The sequence below is a fragment of the Kitasatospora sp. NPDC002040 genome (assembly GCF_040296785.1).
In the GTDB taxonomy this organism is placed as follows: Bacteria; Actinomycetota; Actinomycetes; order Streptomycetales; family Streptomycetaceae; genus Kitasatospora.
This window is the reverse complement of record NZ_JBEOXV010000002.1, coordinates 320,346-338,393: the sequence shown is the minus strand read 5'-3', so window position 1 is coordinate 338,393 and position 18,048 is coordinate 320,346. Positions and strand designations below refer to the sequence as shown.

16 protein-coding genes are annotated in these 18,048 nt (G+C 72.8%); 7 read left to right on the top strand and 9 right to left on the bottom strand.

The features are described 5' to 3' along the window. Positions 1-40 precede the first annotated feature (40 nt). Genes pstC through ABT118_RS06835 form a run of 5 tightly spaced genes read left to right on the top strand, consistent with a single transcriptional unit; the run spans position 41 to position 5,807 of the window. Positions 41-1,042 carry a phosphate ABC transporter permease subunit PstC gene (gene pstC / locus ABT118_RS06855; protein ID WP_350645462.1) on the top strand — a complete coding sequence of 334 codons (1,002 nt, stop codon included), beginning with the start codon at positions 41-43 and terminating at the stop codon, positions 1,040-1,042. A gap of 18 nt (positions 1,043-1,060) precedes the next feature. Continuing rightward, positions 1,061-2,254: a phosphate ABC transporter permease PstA gene (gene pstA, locus ABT118_RS06850; RefSeq protein ID WP_350645460.1), complete on the top strand. Its 1,194-nt coding sequence runs from the start codon at positions 1,061-1,063 to the stop codon at positions 2,252-2,254. A 56-nt stretch (positions 2,255-2,310) separates the two neighbouring features. Further along, on the top strand, positions 2,311-4,035 hold the full coding sequence (locus ABT118_RS06845; protein ID WP_350645459.1) for a substrate-binding domain-containing protein: 1,725 nt from the start codon (positions 2,311-2,313) through the stop codon (positions 4,033-4,035). Continuing rightward, positions 4,032-4,964: a class E sortase gene (locus ABT118_RS06840; RefSeq protein ID WP_350645457.1), complete on the top strand. Its 933-nt coding sequence runs from the start codon at positions 4,032-4,034 to the stop codon at positions 4,962-4,964. Before ABT118_RS06845 ends, ABT118_RS06840 begins: the two co-directional genes overlap by 4 nt. Positions 4,965-4,976: 12 nt before the next feature. Further along, entirely contained in the window at positions 4,977-5,807 is an 831-nt protein-coding gene (locus ABT118_RS06835) for a phosphate ABC transporter ATP-binding protein (protein ID WP_350645455.1), read from the top strand. A 90-nt stretch (positions 5,808-5,897) separates the two neighbouring features. Here the strand turns inward: ABT118_RS06835 and ABT118_RS06830 are convergent, their stop codons facing one another. Both ABT118_RS06830 and ABT118_RS06825 read right to left on the bottom strand, forming a co-directional pair. Further along, positions 5,898-6,776: a lysophospholipid acyltransferase family protein gene (locus ABT118_RS06830; RefSeq protein WP_350645453.1), complete on the bottom strand. Its 879-nt coding sequence runs from the start codon at positions 6,774-6,776 to the stop codon at positions 5,898-5,900. A 7-nt stretch (positions 6,777-6,783) separates the two neighbouring features. Then, positions 6,784-7,566: a GNAT family N-acetyltransferase gene (locus ABT118_RS06825; RefSeq protein ID WP_350645452.1), complete on the bottom strand. Its 783-nt coding sequence runs from the start codon at positions 7,564-7,566 to the stop codon at positions 6,784-6,786. A gap of 189 nt (positions 7,567-7,755) precedes the next feature. On the opposite strand from ABT118_RS06825, the gene ABT118_RS06820 reads away from it, so the two are divergent. Further along, a complete protein-coding gene (locus tag ABT118_RS06820; protein ID WP_350645450.1) occupies positions 7,756-8,697 on the top strand; it encodes a GNAT family N-acetyltransferase in 942 nt (313 codons plus the stop codon). A gap of 58 nt (positions 8,698-8,755) precedes the next feature. After that, a complete protein-coding gene (gene paaI / locus ABT118_RS06815) occupies positions 8,756-9,190 on the top strand; it encodes a hydroxyphenylacetyl-CoA thioesterase PaaI (RefSeq protein ID WP_350645448.1) in 435 nt (144 codons plus the stop codon). A gap of 34 nt (positions 9,191-9,224) precedes the next feature. On the opposite strand, the gene ABT118_RS06810 is transcribed toward paaI, so the two are convergent. The 7 genes from ABT118_RS06810 to ABT118_RS06780 are packed head-to-tail and all read right to left on the bottom strand — an operon-like array spanning position 9,225 to position 18,010. After that, positions 9,225-10,481, bottom strand: coding sequence for an AMP-binding protein (locus ABT118_RS06810; protein ID WP_350645446.1), 1,257 nt, complete (start codon positions 10,479-10,481; stop codon positions 9,225-9,227). 11 nt (positions 10,482-10,492) lie between these two features. After that, the gene (locus ABT118_RS06805; RefSeq protein ID WP_350645445.1) at positions 10,493-11,359 is read right to left on the bottom strand and encodes an SDR family NAD(P)-dependent oxidoreductase; all 867 of its coding nucleotides are present in this window, start codon (positions 11,357-11,359) and stop codon (positions 10,493-10,495) included. Continuing rightward, a complete protein-coding gene (locus tag ABT118_RS06800; protein WP_350645443.1) occupies positions 11,356-12,648 on the bottom strand; it encodes an MFS transporter in 1,293 nt (430 codons plus the stop codon). Before ABT118_RS06800 ends, ABT118_RS06805 begins: the two co-directional genes overlap by 4 nt. Beyond that, the gene (locus tag ABT118_RS06795; protein ID WP_350645441.1) at positions 12,645-13,871 is read right to left on the bottom strand and encodes a phenylacetate--CoA ligase family protein; all 1,227 of its coding nucleotides are present in this window, start codon (positions 13,869-13,871) and stop codon (positions 12,645-12,647) included. Before ABT118_RS06795 ends, ABT118_RS06800 begins: the two co-directional genes overlap by 4 nt. Continuing rightward, positions 13,868-14,881 (bottom strand): ATP-grasp domain-containing protein, encoded by a 1,014-nt coding sequence (locus ABT118_RS06790; RefSeq protein WP_350645439.1) that lies wholly within the window; start codon positions 14,879-14,881, stop codon positions 13,868-13,870. The genes ABT118_RS06795 and ABT118_RS06790 overlap by 4 nt, the downstream gene beginning before the upstream one ends. A 10-nt stretch (positions 14,882-14,891) precedes the next feature. Continuing rightward, complete coding sequence (locus ABT118_RS06785; protein WP_350645438.1) at positions 14,892-16,295, bottom strand: KamA family radical SAM protein; 1,404 nt, start codon at positions 16,293-16,295, stop codon at positions 14,892-14,894. A gap of 8 nt (positions 16,296-16,303) precedes the next feature. Beyond that, the gene (locus ABT118_RS06780; protein WP_350645437.1) at positions 16,304-18,010 is read right to left on the bottom strand and encodes a class I adenylate-forming enzyme family protein; all 1,707 of its coding nucleotides are present in this window, start codon (positions 18,008-18,010) and stop codon (positions 16,304-16,306) included. Positions 18,011-18,048 lie beyond the last annotated feature (38 nt).

Below are 18,048 nucleotides of genomic sequence, written 5' to 3'. Positions count from 1 at the left end.
AAGCCAGTTGCCCGCTCCGACCGCAGTGGAGAACCCTGCCATGACATCCACCATCCCCGCCCCGGCGGACCTGGAACCAGAGGACCGGCCACGGCGGATCAGCGCGCCGGTGAGCCCGGGCGACCGGGTGTTCCGGTCCGTGCTGACCGCGGCCGGGCTCTCGGTCTTCCTGATCATGGGGCTGATCGCCTTCTTCCTGCTGCTGCGCGGCGGGCAGGCGCTGAAGGTCACCGGTTGGTCCTTCCTGACCGAGCAGCGCTGGAACACCGGCAACCACCAGTTCGGGATCGGCGCGGTGCTGCCCTTCGGCGTGCTGATCGCGCTGGTCGCCCTGCTGATCGCCGTCCCGGTGGCACTCGGCACCGCCGTCTTCATCTCCGAGTACGCACCGGTGCGGCTGCGGAAGGCGCTGATCTCGCTGGTCGACCTGATGGCCGCGATCCCGAGCATCGTCTACGGCCTCTGGGGCCTGTTCTTCCTCCAGCCGAAGCTGGTCGGCCTGTCCCGCTGGGCCTCCCACCACCTCGGCGACCAGCTGCCGTTCCTCAAGGTGCGCGGCGGCGACGTCGGCGCCTCCTACACCTCCTCCTCGTTCATCGCGGGCGTGGTGGTGTCGCTGATGATCATCCCGATCGTCACCTCGCTCAGCCGGGAGGTGTTCTCGCAGGCCCCCCAGGGTGAACGGGAGGGCGCGTACGCGCTGGGCAGCACCCGCTGGGGCATGGTGCGCACGGTGGTGCTGCCGTTCGGACGGGGCGGCGCGATCGGTGCGGTGATGCTGGGCTTCGGCCGGGCGATGGGCGAGACCATCGCGGTCGCGCTGATCATCTCGCCCGCGTTCGTGTTCAACCCGCATCTGCTGGAGGCCGGCGCCAACTCGATCTCGGCGCTGATCGCGCTGCGGTACGGCGAATCCGACGAGCTGTCACTCTCCGCCCTGATGGCGGCCGGACTGGTGCTGTTCGCCCTGACGCTGCTGGTCAACCTGGTGGCCGGCGTCATCATCAACCGCTCGCGCTCCGGCGCGGCGACCTCCGACTGAGCACCGAGGACACGGCCGATGACCGACACCCTTGCCCCCGCCCGCCCCCGTACCGACCCGGTCGAACCCGAGCTCCGGCTGCGGATCGGCGGCGTCACCCGCGCCGAACTGGCCACCCTGGCCGGTGCCGCCGGCGGATCGCTGGCCCTGGACTGGCTGCTGTACGAGCGGCTGCTGCCCTTCAGCGGCGCGCTCGGCTTCCTGCTCGGCTGGTACCTGCTCTTCCTCATCTGCTACGCCGGGGCCACCCGGCTCCAGTGGGACGGCCGACTGGTGCGCGAGCGCCTGGTGTCGGCGCTCGCCTGGAGTTCGGGCCTGCTGGTGGTCGCGCTGACCCTGGACCAGATCGGCTACCTGGTGCTGCAGGGCATCACCGCGGCCCGCCACCTCAACTTCTTCACCGAGTCGATGGAGACCACCGCGGCCCTCTCGCCGATCACCTCGGGCGGCGCGCTGCACGCGATCATCGGCTCGCTCGAACAGCTCGGCCTGGCCACGCTGTTCTCCGTCCCGCTGGGCATCGCCGCCGCCGTCTTCATGTCCGAGGTCGGCGGCCGGCTCGCCCGGCCGGTGCGCACCCTGGTCGAGGCGATGACCGCACTGCCCTCGATCGTGGCCGGCCTGTTCGTGCTCGGCGTGGTGATCCTGACCCTGGGCGCCGAACGCAGCGGCTTCGCCGCGTCGCTGGCGCTCACCGTGATGATGATGCCGATCATCACCCGGGCCGCCGAGGTGGTGATCCGGCTGGTGCCGGGCACCCTGCGGGAGGCCTCCTACGCGCTCGGCGCCAGCCAGTGGCGGACGGTCTGGAACGTGGTGCTGCCCACCGCCAGGCCCGGCCTCGCCACCGCCGTGGTGCTCGGGATGGCACGCGGGGTCGGCGAGACCTCGCCGGTGCTGCTCACCTCCGGGGTGACCCCGTACTTCAACCACAACCCGTTCAGCGGCCAGCAGATCAGCCTGCCGCTCTACATCTGGAACTACGTCCGCCAGCCCTACCCCGAGATGGTGGCCCGGGGGTTCGCCGCCGGGCTCACCCTGATGGCCGTGGTGCTGGTGCTGTTCCTCGTCGCCCGGGCCCTCGGCGGCCGCCGGCCGGGCGAACTGAGCCGCCGTCAGCGTCGGCAGATCGCCCGGGACCTCGGCGGTCGCGCCGCGGGCGGGCCGAGCCGTCGTCAGCGCCCGCTGACCGCCCGGGACGCGGCGGCATGACCGCCGGCTCCGGACCCATCGCTCCCGCACCGATCGACCACCCCAGAGGAGTCCCCATGCCGTGGGCATCCGCTCACCGGCCGCACCGCGTACCCGCCGTGCTGCTCGTCCTGCTGCTGCTCGCCGCCTCGGCGGCGCTCGGCCGGGCGACCCCGGCGTACGCCGCGACCTCGCTCAACGCGGACGGCTCCAGCTGGGCCGGTCCGGCCATCGACCAGTGGCGCCAGGACGTGGTGCCGCAGGGCATCCAGATCAACTTCAACCCGGCCGGATCGGCCGCGGGCCGGAAGGCCTGGGCCGGCGGGCTCAACGACTTCACCGCCTCCGACGTGCCGTTCCGCTCCAAGCAGGACACCGGCGCGAGCGGCGCGGTCGGCGGCTCGGGCGCGGCCGGCGCCGAACGGCCGGTCTACGGCTTCTCGTACGTGCCGATCACCGCGGGCGGCACCGCGTTCATGTACAACCTGGTGGTGGCGGGCAAGCGGGTCACCGACCTGCGGCTCTCCTCGGACACGCTGGTGAAGATCTTCACCGGGAAGATCACCAACTGGAACGACCCGGCCGTCACCAAGGACTACGGCCGGGCGCTGCCCAGCCTCCCGGTCACCCCGGTGGTCCGCTCCGACGGCTCCGGCGCCACCGCCCAGTTCACCCGCTGGATGCAGCACACCCACCAGGCCGAGTGGGAGGCGTACTGCAGGTCGATCAACGGGATCACCTGCGGCGACTACACCGAGTTCTACCCGGCCCTGCCCACGATGCGGGCGCAGAACGGCTCCGACGTGGTGGCCAACTACATCAAGTCCCCGTCCAACGGCGCCGGCACCATCGGCTACGACGAGTACTCCTTCGCCAAGCGCAGCAACTGGCCGGTGGTCAAGGTGCAGAACGCCGCCGGGTACTACGCACTGCCGACCGCCTCCAACGTCGCCGTCGCGCTGACCGCCGCGAAGATCAAGGGAGTTGACGACGCCACCCCGGCGAGCGACCCCAACTTCCTGCAGCAGAACCTCGACGACGTCTACAACATGACCGACCCCCGGGCCTACCCGGTCTCCAGCTACAGCTACCTGATCGTGCCGCGCGCGGGGGCGACCGACCCGGTGCCGCCCCGGTTCAACGACGCCAAGGGCAGTGCGCTCAGCCGGTTCATCGGCTACGTGCTGTGCGCGGGGCAGGGCCAGGCCGACAGCCTCGGCTACTCGCCGATCCCGCGCGGGCTGGTGCGCGGCGGAATGCTCCAGGTCGGCCACATCCCGGGCAACGCCAGCCCGGTGAACCCGGACACGCTCGACAACTGCGCCAACCCCACCTTCGACAGCAGCGGCCGGCTCACCGTGCTGGTGAACGCGCCGCAGCCGAGCCCCTGTGACAAGGCGGGCGCCCCGCTGGACTGCGTGGTCAAGGACGGCAAGCCGGTCGCGGCCGGTACCGGTGGCGGCAACTCCGGTGGCAGCACCGGTGGTTCGACCGGTGGCGGTACCGGTGGCGCGGCCGCCGGCGGCGCTGCGACCGGGACCGGCGGCACCGCGACCGACCCGAACGCCGCCCCGCCGGTGATCGACCCGCAGACCGGACAGGTCGTCGGCCCCGGCGGCTCCGGCGGCGGGGCCGGCGGTCAGGGCAACCTCCAGGCCAGCGCGGTGGAGGTCGGCAACCGCCAGGACGAGTGGCTGCTCAGCACCCTCACCGCGCTCGAACTGCTCGCCGTGGTCGCGGTACCGCCGCTGCTCGGCGGCTGGCTGGCGGCCCGGCGGCGCAACCGGGGAGCGACCCGATGAGCGCGCCGACGAAGGCGCCGGAGGAGATCCGGGACCAGGTCGTCCCGGTGGGCGGTGCGGCGGGGGAGCGACCGGCCGGGGCCCGACTGCCGGGGGCCGGGCGGAAGGTGCTCTCACCGGCCAGGCGCCGGGTGGTGCAGGCTAGTTGGGCGACCAGCTCGCTGGCGCTGCTGGTGGTCGGCTTCGGCGTCTTCGTACCCACCCTGTCCGGGCTCCAGCAGCAGCACTCGCAGGCCGCCGCGCACAAGACCCTGCGCGAGCAGCTCGCCGGCGCGGTCGCCCCGACCGGCCCGACCACCGACGGCGCACCGATGGCCGTGATCGACATCCCGGCGCTCGGCCTGTACGAGACGGTGGTGGTCGAGGGCACCACCGGCCGCGACCTGATGCGCGGCCCCGGCCACCGGCGGGACACCGTGCTGCCCGGGCAGCGGGGCGTCAGCGTGCTGTTCGGCCGGCGGGTGAGCTTCGGCGCCCCGTTCGCCCGGCTCGGCGAGCTCCGGGACGGCGACCGGATCGAGGTCGTCACCGGCCAGGGCCGGGCCAGTTACGTGGTCAACGAGCACGGCGAGGGCGGCGATCCGCTCACCGACCAGTTCGAGAACCGGCTGGTGCTGGTCACCGGGGACTCGGACTGGATCTCCTCCTCCACGGTGATGGTCGGTGCCCGGCTGCTCGGCGATCCGCAGCCGAACTCCGGTACCCGGGGCGTGCTGCGGCCCACCGACAAGGCGCTGGCCGCCGACCGGGCCGCGCTGCCCGCGCTCCAGCTCTGGGGCCTCGGCCTGCTCGGCGGCGTCACGCTGACCACCCTGGCGGTGCGGCTCTGGCACCGCTGGGCGGCCTACCTCTGCGCGGCGCCGGTGCTCGGCGCACTGCTGTGGAGCTGCTACGAGAACGCCGCCGCCCTCCTGCCCAACCTCTACTGAAGGACCACCGGCATGACCGACGCGCTCGACGCCATCGACACCGCCGTACTGCCCCGGCTCGACGACTCGCTGTACGGGATCGAGACCCGGGGCGTCTCCGCCTGGTTCGGCGACCGCAAGGTGCTGGACCGGGTCTCGCTCAGCATGACGGCCGGTCAGGTCACCGCGCTGATCGGCCCGTCCGGCTGCGGGAAGTCCACCTACCTGCGGATCCTCAACCGGATGCACGAGATGGTCCGGGGTTCCGGGCTGTCGGGGGAGGTGCTGCTCGCGGGCACCGACATCTACGCGGCCGGGCGGCGGCCCGCCGACGTGCGGCGGCGGATCGGGATGGTCTTCCAACGGCCGAACCCGTTCCCGGCGATGAGCATCTACGACAACGTCGCCAGCGGTCTGAAGCTGGCCGGGATCAAGACCGGCCGGGAGCAGCGCGACCACCTGGTGGAGAGCAGCCTGCAGGCCGCCGGGCTCTGGCAGGAGGTCAGCAACCGCCTCCGCTCGCCCGGGGGTTCGCTCTCCGGCGGGCAGCAGCAGCGGCTCTGCATCGCCCGCTCGCTGGCGGTCACGCCGGACGTGCTGCTGATGGACGAGCCCTGCTCGGCCCTCGACCCCACCTCCACCCGCCGGGTGGAGGAGACCATCGCGGAGCTGCGGGGGCGGCTGACGATCGTCATCGTCACGCACAACATGCAGCAGGCCCAGCGGGTGTCGCAGTCCTGCGCCTTCTTCCTGGCCAGCCACGACACCCCGGGTCGGATCGTCGAGGCGGGGCCGACGGAGCAGGTGTTCGGGGCGCCGACGGATCAGCGGACCGCGGACTATGTGAACGGGCGGTTCGGGTAGGGGAGTTGCCGGGCTCGTCAGGGTCGGGCCCGGCAGGCTGGTTGTTCGGCGGACCTGGTGAACGGGTGCTTCGGGCAGGGGGAGTTCGGCTCAGCGCCAGGCGGCCGTGCGGCCGGCCTGGCGTTGCTGTTGGGCCGGGATGTAGGGGTTGGTGACGGTGTGGGCGGCGGCCGGGGCGCTGCCCACGGCGGCCTGGGCGCGGCGGGCGAGCAGGCGGCGGTCGGTGCCGTTGTCGGTGGGCATGGGGGAGTGGAAGGTCAGTTCGGCGACCAGGCCGCGGGCGGCCAGGACCCGGCCGATCGAGGGGAGGAGCTCGTCGTCGCCGACGAAGGCCGGGGCGGTGCTGGGGTGCCCGTCCGCGAGCCGGTAGCGGATGGTCACGGGCTGGACCGGGGCGGCCGCGTCGATCGCGGCCTGGAACGCGGCCGGCCGGAACCGCCCGCCCGCCGCCCCGCACCAGGTGCTGCCCTCCGGGAACACCGCCACCGCCTGCCCGGACCGCAGGGCGGCGGCGATCTGCCCGACGGTGTCCGGGAGTTGGCGCAGCCGGTCGCGGTCGATGAAGACCGTCCCGCCCCGCCCGGCCAGCGGACCGAGCACCGGCCAGGACCTGACCTCGGTCTTGGCCAGCATCGGCCCGGGCCGGACGGTGGCGAACAGCAGGATGTCCAGCCAGGAGACGTGGTTGGCCACCAGCAGGACGCCGTCCGGGGCCGGTTCCTGGCCGGTGATCCGCAGCCGGACGCCGAGCGCGGCGACGATCGACCTGGTCCAGCCCCGGAGCAGGGCGTCCCGCAGCCGGGGCACCCGGGCCCAGCTGCGGACCAGCAGGATCACGGCGATCCCGGCCAGCAGCAGGCCCAGGCAGGCGGCCCCGCGCAGCACCCGGAGCGGGCCGGGCACGGTCGGGGCCGGCCCGGCCAGGCAGTTCTCCGGGGTGCAGGGAGCGGTGGGGAGCCAGCTGTTCACGGCCTGCTCACGCACCTGTTCCGGCGGAGAGGAAGTGCCGCAGGTAGCGCGGGTCGGTCCGCTCCAGCGAGAGCAGCACGTACAGGTCGGCCACCCCGAAGTCCGGGTCGTACGCGGGCTCGCCGCAGACCCAGGCGCCGAGCCGCAGGTAGCCGCGCAGCAGCGGCGGGATGGACGTCCGCTCGGGGCGGACCACCCCGGTGGGGTCCCAGGGGCGGTGCGGGGTGACGCGGTACTCGGCCGGGGCCAGGTAGCGGGCGGTCATGGCGTCCCAGACGCCGGCCGCGGTCGCGCCGCCGTCGGCGAGCGGGACGGAGCAGCAGCCGGCCACCCAGGTGTTGCCGGTGTCGACCAGGTAGCGGGCGATGCCGCCCCACATCAGGTTGATCACGGCGCCGTTGTCGCGGTGGCGGATGTCGATGCAGGAGCGGCCCACCTCGACCAGGCCGGGGCGGACGGCGGCCAGGTTGGAGAGGTCGAACTCGCTCTCGGAGTACAGCCGTCCGGCCCGGGCGGCCGCCTCCGGGCGGAGCAGCCGGTAGGTGCCGACCACCTCGCCGGTCTCGTTGTCGCGGACCAGCAGGTGGTCGCAGAACTGGTCGAACGGGTCGATGTCGAGCCCGGGGACGGGGGTGTCCAGGACGGCGCCCATCCCGGTCGCAAAGACGTCGTGCCGCAGCCGCTGGGCGGCGCGGACGTCCGCCTCGTCGGTGGCCAGCGAGACCGAGTAGGCCGGGGCGGTGGCGGGCCGGGCGGCCGGCGGTGAGGTGAGGGCGGTACCAAGGGCCATGACGGTTCTCCCAGGGCTTGGTGGAGCGCGGAGATCGGTGTTGCCCTATGTCTCTCCAGACTGGTTGGCGTTCGTATGACCAACCGGGAGAGCGCAGATGTGCACCTGTTGAATGCCCTGCCTTGCCCGTTCGGGCGAATGCCGGTGATCGGGTCGACAGCGGCCCGGTGATGGCAGAGGGTTCACTGCATGTCAGTTCTCTCCCCGCAGCACCTGCCCGCCGGCTACCGCAGCCGCCCCGCCACCGCCGCCGACCTGCCCGCGATCCACGGGCTGGTGACGGCCTGCGAGCGCGCGCTGTACGGCCGGGCGGAGACCGACCTGGACGCCGTCGCGGCCGACCTGGCCCGCCCCGGCCTGGTGCCCGGGCTGGACACGGTGCTGGTGCTGGACCCGGCGGGCGAGCCGGTCGGGCGGGCCTGGGTGAACCGCCGCTCCGAGGCCGACGTGCACCCCGCCCACCGGGGGCTCGGCATCGGCGGTTCGCTGCTCGACTGGATCGAGGCGCGGGCCCGCCAGGCGGGCACGGAGTGGGTCGCGCAGACCGTCCCGGACGGCGACCGGGCGGCGGTGGAGCTGCTGCGCGCGCACGGCTACGGGTCGATGGTCACCGCCTGGCTGCTGGAGATCGCCCTGCCGACCGGGTCGCCGCCGCCCGAGCCGCCGCCGGGCGTCACGGTGCGCACCTTCCGGCCGGGCGACGAGCACCCGGTGCACCTGCTGACCGAGGACGCGTTCGACGAGTGGCAGAGCCGGCGCAAGTCGTACCAGGAGTGGGCGCTGCTCGCGGTCGAGCGGGCGACCTTCGCGCCGGAGATGTCCTGGCTGGCCGTCGCCGACGGTGAACTGGTCGGTGCGGTACTGGCGTTGGACGTGCCGGACAGCGACGAGGGGTACGTCGAGCGGGTCGCGGTGCGCGCCGACCGGCGCAACCAGGGGATCGCCCGGCTGCTGCTGCAGCACACCTTCCGGAGCTTCCACGCGCAGGGCCGGAGCAGCTGCACGCTCTGGACCCACTCGGACACCGGCGCGCTGGCGCTGTACCAGCGGGTCGGCATGACGGTGCGGCGCAGCTCGACCGTGCACAGCAAGGCGGTCGCCATTGACACCCGCCAGGCCGGATCGATCTAATGCGAGCGCACGGAAGGCCGATCGTTCCGCGCTGTTCGCGGGGGAGAGCAGGACGTTGATGGTGACCGGACCGGCTGTTTCGGAGCACACCAGGCTGGCCGCGCTGTACGAGCGGGACCAGGCCTGCCAGGCCCTGGGCATATCCCTGGACGAGGTGTCGGCCGGGCACGCGCTGATGTCCATGCGGGTGACCGGGAGCATGCTCAACGGGCACGGCATGGCCCACGGCGGCTACCTGTTCCTGCTGGCCGACGCGGCGTTCTCGTACGCGTGCAACAGCTACGGCCCGGTCACGGTGGCCCAGGCGGCGCAGGTCACCTTCCTGGCACCGGCCGCGGCCGACGACGAGCTGGTGGCCGAGGCGGTGGAGCGGTCGCGCTCCGGGCGCAGCGGCATCTACGACGTGACCGTCCGTCAGTCCACCGGGAAGGTGGTCGCGGAGTTCCGCGGGCAGAGCTTCGTGCTGGCGGGCAAGGCGCACAGCGACGGCTGAAGGTCGGGGCCCCGCCCGGCGGGGCCCCGACGGCTCAGGCGGGCGGGCGCTCGTCCAGCACCTGCTGGAGCTTGCCGGTCCGGGGGTTGGTGACCAGCTCGGCGCGCGGCACCCACTCGATCCCGAGCGGGTGGATGGCACCGTCGGCCACCTCGGCCGGGAAGACCGGGCGGGCCGCGTAGACGGCCTCGATCAGCTGCCCGGCCAGCTCCGCGGGCGGCTCCTCGGTGTAGCCGAGGCGGAGGATCAGCGCGTCCCGGCCGTCCCAGCGGCGGTGCACCATCTGCATGCCGGTGATGTAGTTGTCCGGGTCCGCGGCGACCAGCACCGCCCGGACGTCCTCGATCGGCATCGCCACCATGCCGACCCGGCCGCCCTCCAACGACCGTCCGAGCAGCCGGAACCGCTGCCGCTCGGTGTCGACCCACTCGGCCCGGTCGCCGGCCGGGTAGCGGATCACCGGCATCAGGGACCGGAACAGGTTGGTGACCAGCAGCCGTCCCGGCACACCCGCGGTGGTGATCGGCTCCCCGGTCACGTCGTCCACGATCTCCACCAAGGTCCGGTTGGGGAACGGCTCGTGCACCCGGACGTCGTCGCCCGGCACCGGGCGGCCGACCAGGCCCGCGTCGATCGAGGCGTAGCCGACCGAGGCGACGGACGCCTTCGGGAACGCCCTGGACAGGATCGGCCGCAGGTCGGTGAAGAGCAGGTCGCCGCCGAACAGCAGCAGCTCGACCGAGTCGAGTACCTGGCCGCGCTCGATCAGGTGCTCGGCCACGGCGGCCAGCTTCATCGGCACGCCCGCCAGCACGTTGATCCCGAAGTCGGTGATCAGGTCGGCGATGAACTCGCTGGACGCCGCGGCGCCGATCGGCAGCCGGACGTTCTCCACCGGCGCGTTGTGCAGCGCGTGCTCGATGTAGAGGAAGCCGCCGTAGAGTTCACCGGCCCAGAACAGGTTGGCGACCCGGTGGCCCGACTTCAGCCCGGCCTGCACGATGCCCTCGCCGAACGCGGTCACCGAGTCGGCGTGCTCCGCGCGGGACCAGACCGAGAGCTTCGGCACGCCGGTGGTGCCACCGGTCTTGTAGACGCCGGCGTCGGTCAGCGGACCGGTCAGCAGGCGGTTGTCCGGCCAGGTGTTCGCCGCCCAGTACTCGGTCTGGTCGGTGATCGGGAGCTGGGTGAGGTGCGAGACCAGCTGCGGCACGTCGCGGTACGCCTCGGCGTAGAACGGCGAGTGGGTGCGGGCGTGGTCGACCAGCTGCTGAAGCGATTTGGCGGGCACTGCTGCTCCTTCTAGTTGTCGGGTTGCCCGATCCAGGTACGGGCCAGGGTCTGCACGGTCGAGCCGTCCCGGTCGGTGAGCTTGTGGCCGAGGTAGTCGGCGGCCCACCGGTTGGCCGGGACCCGGAACGGGGGCCGCTCGGCGCGCAGGGTGTCCACCACCACCTCGGCCACCTCCTGCGACAGCTGCCCGGCCCCCTCCCAGCCCTGGCTGCCGATCCAGGCGACGTAGTCGGCGAAGGTGGGCGCGTACGGACCCGAAGCGGCCTGCACGGTGCGGCGGTTGATGTCGGGGAAGATCCCGAACGAGGTGTCCTTGACGAAGCCGGGCACCACCACCGACACCTGCACGCCGTGCGCCCCGGCCACCGGCGCCAGGCTCTCCATGAAGCCCTCGACCGCGAACTTGGCCGCGCAGTAGGCCTCGTTGAAGGGCTGGCCGACCACGCCGTGCACGCTGCCGATCGTCACCAGCCGCCCCCGGCAGGCCCGCAGCAGCGGCATCGCGGCCCGGCTGGCCGCGACCACGCCGAAGAAGTTCACCTCCAGGTTGGCCCGCAGCGCGGCCATGGTGGACATCTCCAGGGTGGGGTCGAAGTTGGAGATGCCGGCGTTGTTGACCAGGGCGTCCAGCCGCCCGTACGTCCGCTGCACCCCGTCGAAGCAGCGCGTGACGGACTCGGCGTCGGTGACGTCGAGTTGACGGAGGTCCAGCGCCACTCCGGCCTGCTCGGCCGCGTCCAGCAGCGGGCGGGCCCGGTCGGTGTCGCGCATGGTGGCCACCACGGTGTACCCGGCCGTCGCCGCGGCGACGGCGGTGGCCAGCCCGATGCCCGAGGAGGTGCCGGTGATCAGCACGATCCCGTGCTCGGCCGTCATGACGCCCGCTCCGCCAACTCGGCGTCGCCGGCCGCCGCTTCGGCCCGCTTCCGCTCGTCCGCGTCCAGCAGCGGCTGGACCCGGATCGCGGGCAGGAACGAGCAGGCCGCCAGCAGCGTGCCGCCCGCCATGGTCACCCGGGTGGCGTCCAGGATGCCCAGCGGACCGGTCAGCAGGGTGACCGCCAGACCGCCGACCAGGGCGGCCAGCGGGATCACGCCCCAGGTGGCGGTGCGGAAGGCCGCGTGCATCGCGCCCTGGTGCTCGGCGGCCATCCTCGACTGCCTGATCGGGGCGCTGCACACGTTGATGCAGGACATGAAGAAGCCGTAGCAGCCCATGGTCGCGGCGATCACCGGACCGGTGGGCAGGGCGGGGGCGGCGAGCACACCGAGGCCGACCAGGCAGTGCAGCAGCAGCGCCCAGGCCAACGTCCGTCCGGTGCCCAGCCGTTCACTGATCTTCGGTGCCACCACGGCGCCGACCAGGGCGCCGACCGCCGCGACCGACATGGCCGCGCCGAAGACGGCGACCGAGGCGCCCAGGCCCCGGTACGCGAGCACCGGGAGCACGGTGACGAAGATCGGGCCGCCGCAGTTGAGCGTGACGGCCGCCAGTACCACCCGGCGCAGCACCGGGTCGGACCAGTTCAGCCGGAAGCCCACCGTGAGCCGCTGCCAGACCGACCCGGAGGCGACGGTCTTCACTCCCCAGGACGGCATCGAGCGCAGGCACAGCGCCGAGACCAGGTAGGTGGCCGCGTCCACCAGCAGGGCGGCCACGCCGAGCGCGCTGTACAGGCCGGCCGCGATGGACGGGCCCGCCACCTCGGAGACCGAACGGCTGCCCTCCAGCCGGGAGTAGGCCCGGACCAGGTGCTCCTTCTCGACCACGGCGGGCACGGCGACCAGGTAGCCGACGGTGAAGAAGATGGTCGCGCCGCTGATCAGCGCCACGCAGCCGAACAGCAGCGGCGTGGAGAGCCAGTCCAGCCAGTACGCGACCGGGATCACCGCCACCGCGACCAGCCGGACGAAGTCGCAGCCGAGCATGGTCCAGCGCTTGTCCCAGCGGTCCACCAGGACGCCGGCCACCGGCCCGAGCAGCGGGATGCCCAGGTACTGGGCCATCGCCACGATGCCGACCTGGAGCGCGCTGGCGTGCAGCACGAAGATCATCAGCGTCGGCACCACGAAGACCGTGATCCGGTCGCCGACGGTGCTGATGCTCTGGCCGAACCAGTACAGGTTGAAGCCGCGCCCCAGCGGGGTCGGCCGGGCCGCCTTCACGACTCCTCCCGGACCACGAGGCTGGCGGTCTTGCCGGTCCGCTCGTTGCTGATCAGCGCGTCCACCTCGCGGACCTGGAAGGACTCCGGGTCGTGCAGGAAGGCGGTGCTCAGGGTGAAGGTGGAGGAGAGCAGGTCCGCCCGGATCCGCTCGACCTCCGGGGCCGCGCCCGGGGCGGTCAGCAGCAGCAGGTCCACGCCGGTGGCCCGGCCCTGCTGCTGGGTCAGCAGGACCTGGGCCCGGGCCACGCCCGGCTCCCGCTCCACCTGCCCGATGATGTCGTCCACGTGCAGCCCCAGGCCGCGCACCTGCACCACGCTGTCCCGGCGGCCCAGCACCCGCATCGCCCGGCCGGGTCGGCCGCACGGGCAGTCCACCAGCAGACCGGCGTCGCCGGTGCGGTAGCGCAGCACCGGGTTGAGCATCTCCGGGTTGAGCGTGGTGAAGTCCAGCAGCCCGTCCGGGCCGACGTGCACCAGCTGCTCGGGCAGGGTGTGGAAGGTGTCGTCGGGGCAGTCCGGGCTGTTGGTGCCGACCACCCAGGTCTCGGTGCTGCCGAACATGCCCCAGCGGCGCGCGTCCGGCGCCACCGCCGCCATGTCCTGGTCCAGTTGGGGCTGCCAGGCCTCGCCGAGCCAGAGCACCTTGCGCAGCGCGGGCAGCTTCAGCCCGGCGGCCCGCGCATGCGCGAACCAGAGCCGCAGCACGCTCGGCGTGCCGCCGATCGCGGTCACCTTCCGGGCGGCGAAGAACCCCAGCCAGTCGGCGTACTCGTCCTTGGTGACCGAGCCGAGCGCGATGATCTGACACCCCGACAGATCGGCCAGGCCGGCCGCGAGGAAGTGTGCGCCCCACATCCGGCCCGCGCCCCAGGCGTTCACGAACACGTCGTCCCGGTCCAGCGGCTGCCAGTGCGCGTGCACCCCGGCCATGTAGAAGCCGGTGGGCGCGTAGCCGACCTTGGGCGCGCCGGTGCTGCCGCCGCTCTGGAACAGCCAGGTGGCGCCGTGCTGCGCCTGCGGCTCCAGGTGGGCCAGGGCGGTGTTGAGGTCGTCCTTCATCATCGGCGGCAGCGCGGCCAGGTCGCCGAGCGTGCGCGGCTGGTCGTGGCCGGTGTAACGGTCGGCCAACTCCGGTACGGTACGCAGCAGTTCGAGCGACTTCCGGGCGACGTCGAGCTTCGGCCCGGCCGCCTCCGGGGTGAGCGAGAAGGACTCGGTCATCGGGTCTCCGTCCCGGCTGCGCCGTTGGCCAGCCACTTCGCGTGGGCGTCCCGGTAGGCGGCGAACCGGGCCCGGGTGATGCCCCGCTGGATCGAGCGGTTCGGATCGTCGAAGTCGGGGGCGATCACGCCGTCCGGCTCCAGCTCGGAGAACCAGAACTGCTCCCCGTCGTGCAGGAAGTCGATGCAGAAGAACGGGATCGGCATCCGCTCGGCGAACCAGGCGGTTGCCTCGGCCAGTTCGGCCGGGATCTCGGCGAACTCCATGGTGCCGCCCCGGCTCGCGTTGGCCACCGGCGAACCGGCCTCCGGGGTCCGCTTCAGCACGGCGTACGGCTTGCCGTCGATGACGTAGACCCGATAGTCGACCGTGCCGTCGCCCAGGTACGGCTGGACCACCAGGGTGGTGTCGCCGCCCTGGGCCAGACTGGCCAGGCCCCGGATGTCCTCGGAGCTGCGGGCCAGATTGATCCCGCCGCCACCGCACCAGCCGGCCGGCTTCACGATGGCCGGGTAGGTCATGTTCCCCAGCGCGACCTCGTAGAGGTGCTTGCCGACGTCCCGGCCGGTGCCGATCCGGATCGACGGGATCGGCGGCACCGGGGAGCCGTTCAGGTGCAGCAGGGTGGCCAGCTTGTCGTTGCCGATCAGCGAGACCTGCGGCGGGAACGGCAGGTAGAAGCCCGCCTCCTCCAGCACCGCGTACAGCGCGTACTGGTTGAAGATGTCCATCGACTGGTAGGGCAGCGAGTAGAGCGCGGTGACGAACAGGGTGTCCTGCGGGCTGACGAGTTCGTCGTCCACGTAGACCCGGGGGGCGCCGCGCACGGTGCCGTCCACGGTCACCGCGTCGGGGGAGTGCCTGGTCCAGCTCATGCCCGACTCCGCGGCGATCTCCTCGTAGAGATCCCAGAAGTAGTGCCGCCACATCGCGCCGGTCCGGGTGGACTCCCGGTCGGGGAAGATCCAGCACATCCGGCGCAGCGGGCCGTGCTCGGGGTTCGGATTCACTGAGGGTCCTTCAGGGAGTCGGGGGGAACGGGCCGCCGGGCCGCTCGGACCACCGGCGCTGGCCGGCCTCCGGCAGGGTGTCCAGCGGGTCGTAGTAGGGGTGGCGCCGGTCCAGCAGGGTGTCGGGGCCGGAGTCCCCGGCCTGCCGAACCTCCAGCTCGGTGCGGTAGTTCTTGGTCCAGTACGAGATGCCGAGCTCGCGGTCGTAGGCCACCGCCTGGTGCACCCAGCGCTTGCCGACGTCCGGGACGTCGCAGACGATCCGCGGGGTGGCGTAGCCGGGGAGGTAGCCCATGATCGCCTCCTGCAGCTGCTGCGCCTCGTGCATCGAGGTGCGCCAGTGCTCCGCGTTGGGGATCATGTCGCAGAGGTAGAAGTAGTACGGCAGGATGTTCGCCTCGCCCTGGAGCGCGAAGCAGAGGTCGAGCAGGTCGTCGGGGGTGGCGTTCACCCCGCGCATCAGCACGCCCTGGTTGCGCACGTCCCGGACCCCCGCGTCCAGCAGGGCCCGGGCCGCCTCGGCGACCAGCGGGGTCACCGACTGCACGTGGTTGGCGTGGGTGTGCACGGCGAGGTTGACCGCGCGCCGGGCCGCCACCGCGGCCACCCGGCCCATCCCCTCGACCACCTTCGGCTGGAGCCAGTGCTGCGGCAGGCCGACCACCGCCTTGCTGGCGAGCCGGATGTCGCGGACCGAGCCCAGATCGAGCAACTGGAGCAGGAACGACTCCAGTTGGGGCCAGGGCACATTGGCCAGGTCACCGCCGGAGACCACCACGTCGCGCACCGCGGGGGTGCGCTTGAGGTAGTCCAGGATCTGCTCCTGCCGGTCGGCCGGCCGGAGCACCAGCCGGGTCTTGGTGACCTGCGGGGTCGAGTTCCCGACCAGGTCCATCCGGGTGCAGTGCCCGCAGTACTGCGGGCAGGTGGAGGTCAACTCGGCCAGCACCTTGGTGGGGTAGCGGTGGGTCAGCCCCTCCACCACCCACATCTCGGCCTCGTGCAGCGAGTCGCGCTCGGCCTTCGGGTGGCTCGGCCAGCGCGGCTGCCGGTCCGAGCGGACCGGCAGCATGTAGCGGCGGACCGGGTCGGCCAGGAACGCCTCGGTGAACGCCTCCGGTCCGGTCCGGGCGTCCGGCGCCATGGTGTTCAGCATCTGTGGCGGCAGCAGCATCGACATGGTGGCGAACTCGGCCTGGTCGGCCGCGAGTTCCTGGTAGAACCGGTCGGTGAGCAGCCCGCCGGCCACGGCCCGCAGCTGCCGGATGTTCTTCACGCAGTGGGCCCGCTGCCACTGGGCGTCCCGCCACTGCGCCGCCGTGACCTGGCGCCAGCCCGGCAGCCGGCGCCAGTCCGGCTCGACCAGGGCGGTCCGTACGTACTGGTACGGCTGCCGGTTCAGGTGATGCTCCATCTCCGGTGCTACCGGCCGGTGAAGAGGGTGGCGAAGCGGGTCCGCAGCTCGCGCTTGAGCACCTTGCCGGTCGGCCCGAGCGGGAAGTCGGCCGGCGTCCGGGCGATGCTCACCGCCGCGAGCCCGGCCAGCCCGGCCCCGGCGAGCGCCTTGTTCGCGGCCTCCTGGACCTCCTCGGCGGTGCACTCCCCGGCCCCGGCCTGCAACCGGACCACGGCGACCGGCCGCTGGCCCTCCCCGGCCGCGCCGGGCACGCCCACCACCGAGCAGTCCTGCACCAGTTCGGCGCAGTCGGCCAGCAGCACCTCCTCGATCGGCAGGCTGTAGACCGGACCGCCCGCGGTGTCGATCACGTCCACCGTGCGGTCCAGGTGGTAGAAGTTGCCCTCGGCGTCGCGGCGGGCCAGGTCACCGGTGAGCCAGTAGCCGGCCAGCTCGAAACTGCCGGTGAGCCGGGGGTTGTTCCAGTAGCCGGGAGTCCGGGACGGGGTGACCACACCGAGCATCCCGACCGTGCCGTCCGGCAGCTCCCCGCCGTCCTCGCCCAGCACCGCGGCCTTGAGCACCACCTCCAGCGGCTTGCCCACGCACCGGTCGTTGCGGGCGCTCTCCGGCGTGGTGACCTGGCCGAACAGCGCCATGCCCATCTCGGACGAACCCAGGCCGTCGATGAACTGCGAACCGGGCAGGGCGGGTTGCTCGGCCGCCTGGCTGGGCAGCAGCCAGGGCTTGATCAGCCCGGCCGGCCGCTCGCCGAGCCCGACCAGCCGGCGGATGTGCCCGTAGTGCGCGCTGTCGCCGGTGTTGAACCAGGAGTGCACCCGCGCCGCGCCCACGACCGGCAGCTCACCGGTGGCCAGCTCGACGAAGGTGCGCGGGAAGGAGGCGACCATGGTGGGCCGGAACGCCCGCATCACCGGCTCCACCACGGTGCGTCGCCAGTCGGACATCACCACGGTGGGCAGGCCGAGCAGGGTGGCGGTGAGGAAGTAGCTCAGCCCGCCCGCGTGGGTGTGCGGCATCAGCGACATCAGCCGGTCGTACGGCTCGGCCGGGAAGCGCACCATCCGCGGCTGCTTGCCGTCCCAGAACTGGCGGTGCGCCAGCATGGTGGACTTCGGCGTGCCGGTGGTGCCGGAGGAGTGGATCAGCGCGACCACGTCGTCGGCGGCGTGCCGGTACGGGTAGACCTCGGGGAGCTCGGCCGACTCGGCGTCGAAGGCCTGGACCTCGGCCGCCAGGGCGAGGAAGCGCGGCCGGTCGCGGGGGTCCTCGCGGTAGGCCGAGGCGAGCCGGGTGGTGTCGTCCGCGACCACGCCGACCACGCCGACGTGGGTGAGGTAGCGCACCATCACGTCGTGTCTCATGGCGTCGTTGACCAGGGCGGGGACGGCGCCCAGCGCGGTGAGCGCGAAGAAGTGCAGCAGCGGCTCCAGGCCCTCGCCGACCACCACGCCGACCGGCTCACCGGGGCGGACACCGTTGGCCCAGTACCACTTGGCGTAGCGGTCGCGCAGGGCGGCCAGGTCGAGCAGGCTGTGGCCGCGCAGCACCACCTCGCCGCGGTGGTCGGTGTGGTGGCTGTAGGCGAACGGGACCGCGCGGTGGGGATTGACCGCGATCGCGTGGTCCAGGAAGTTGCCGGCCCCGAGCTCGGGCTCGGTCATCAGTTGCTGCCGTGCGGCGAGGGGCGCGACGGAACTCTGATCGCTCATGGGGATCTCCCGGTGCGGGCCGCCCGGCAGGGGGTTCT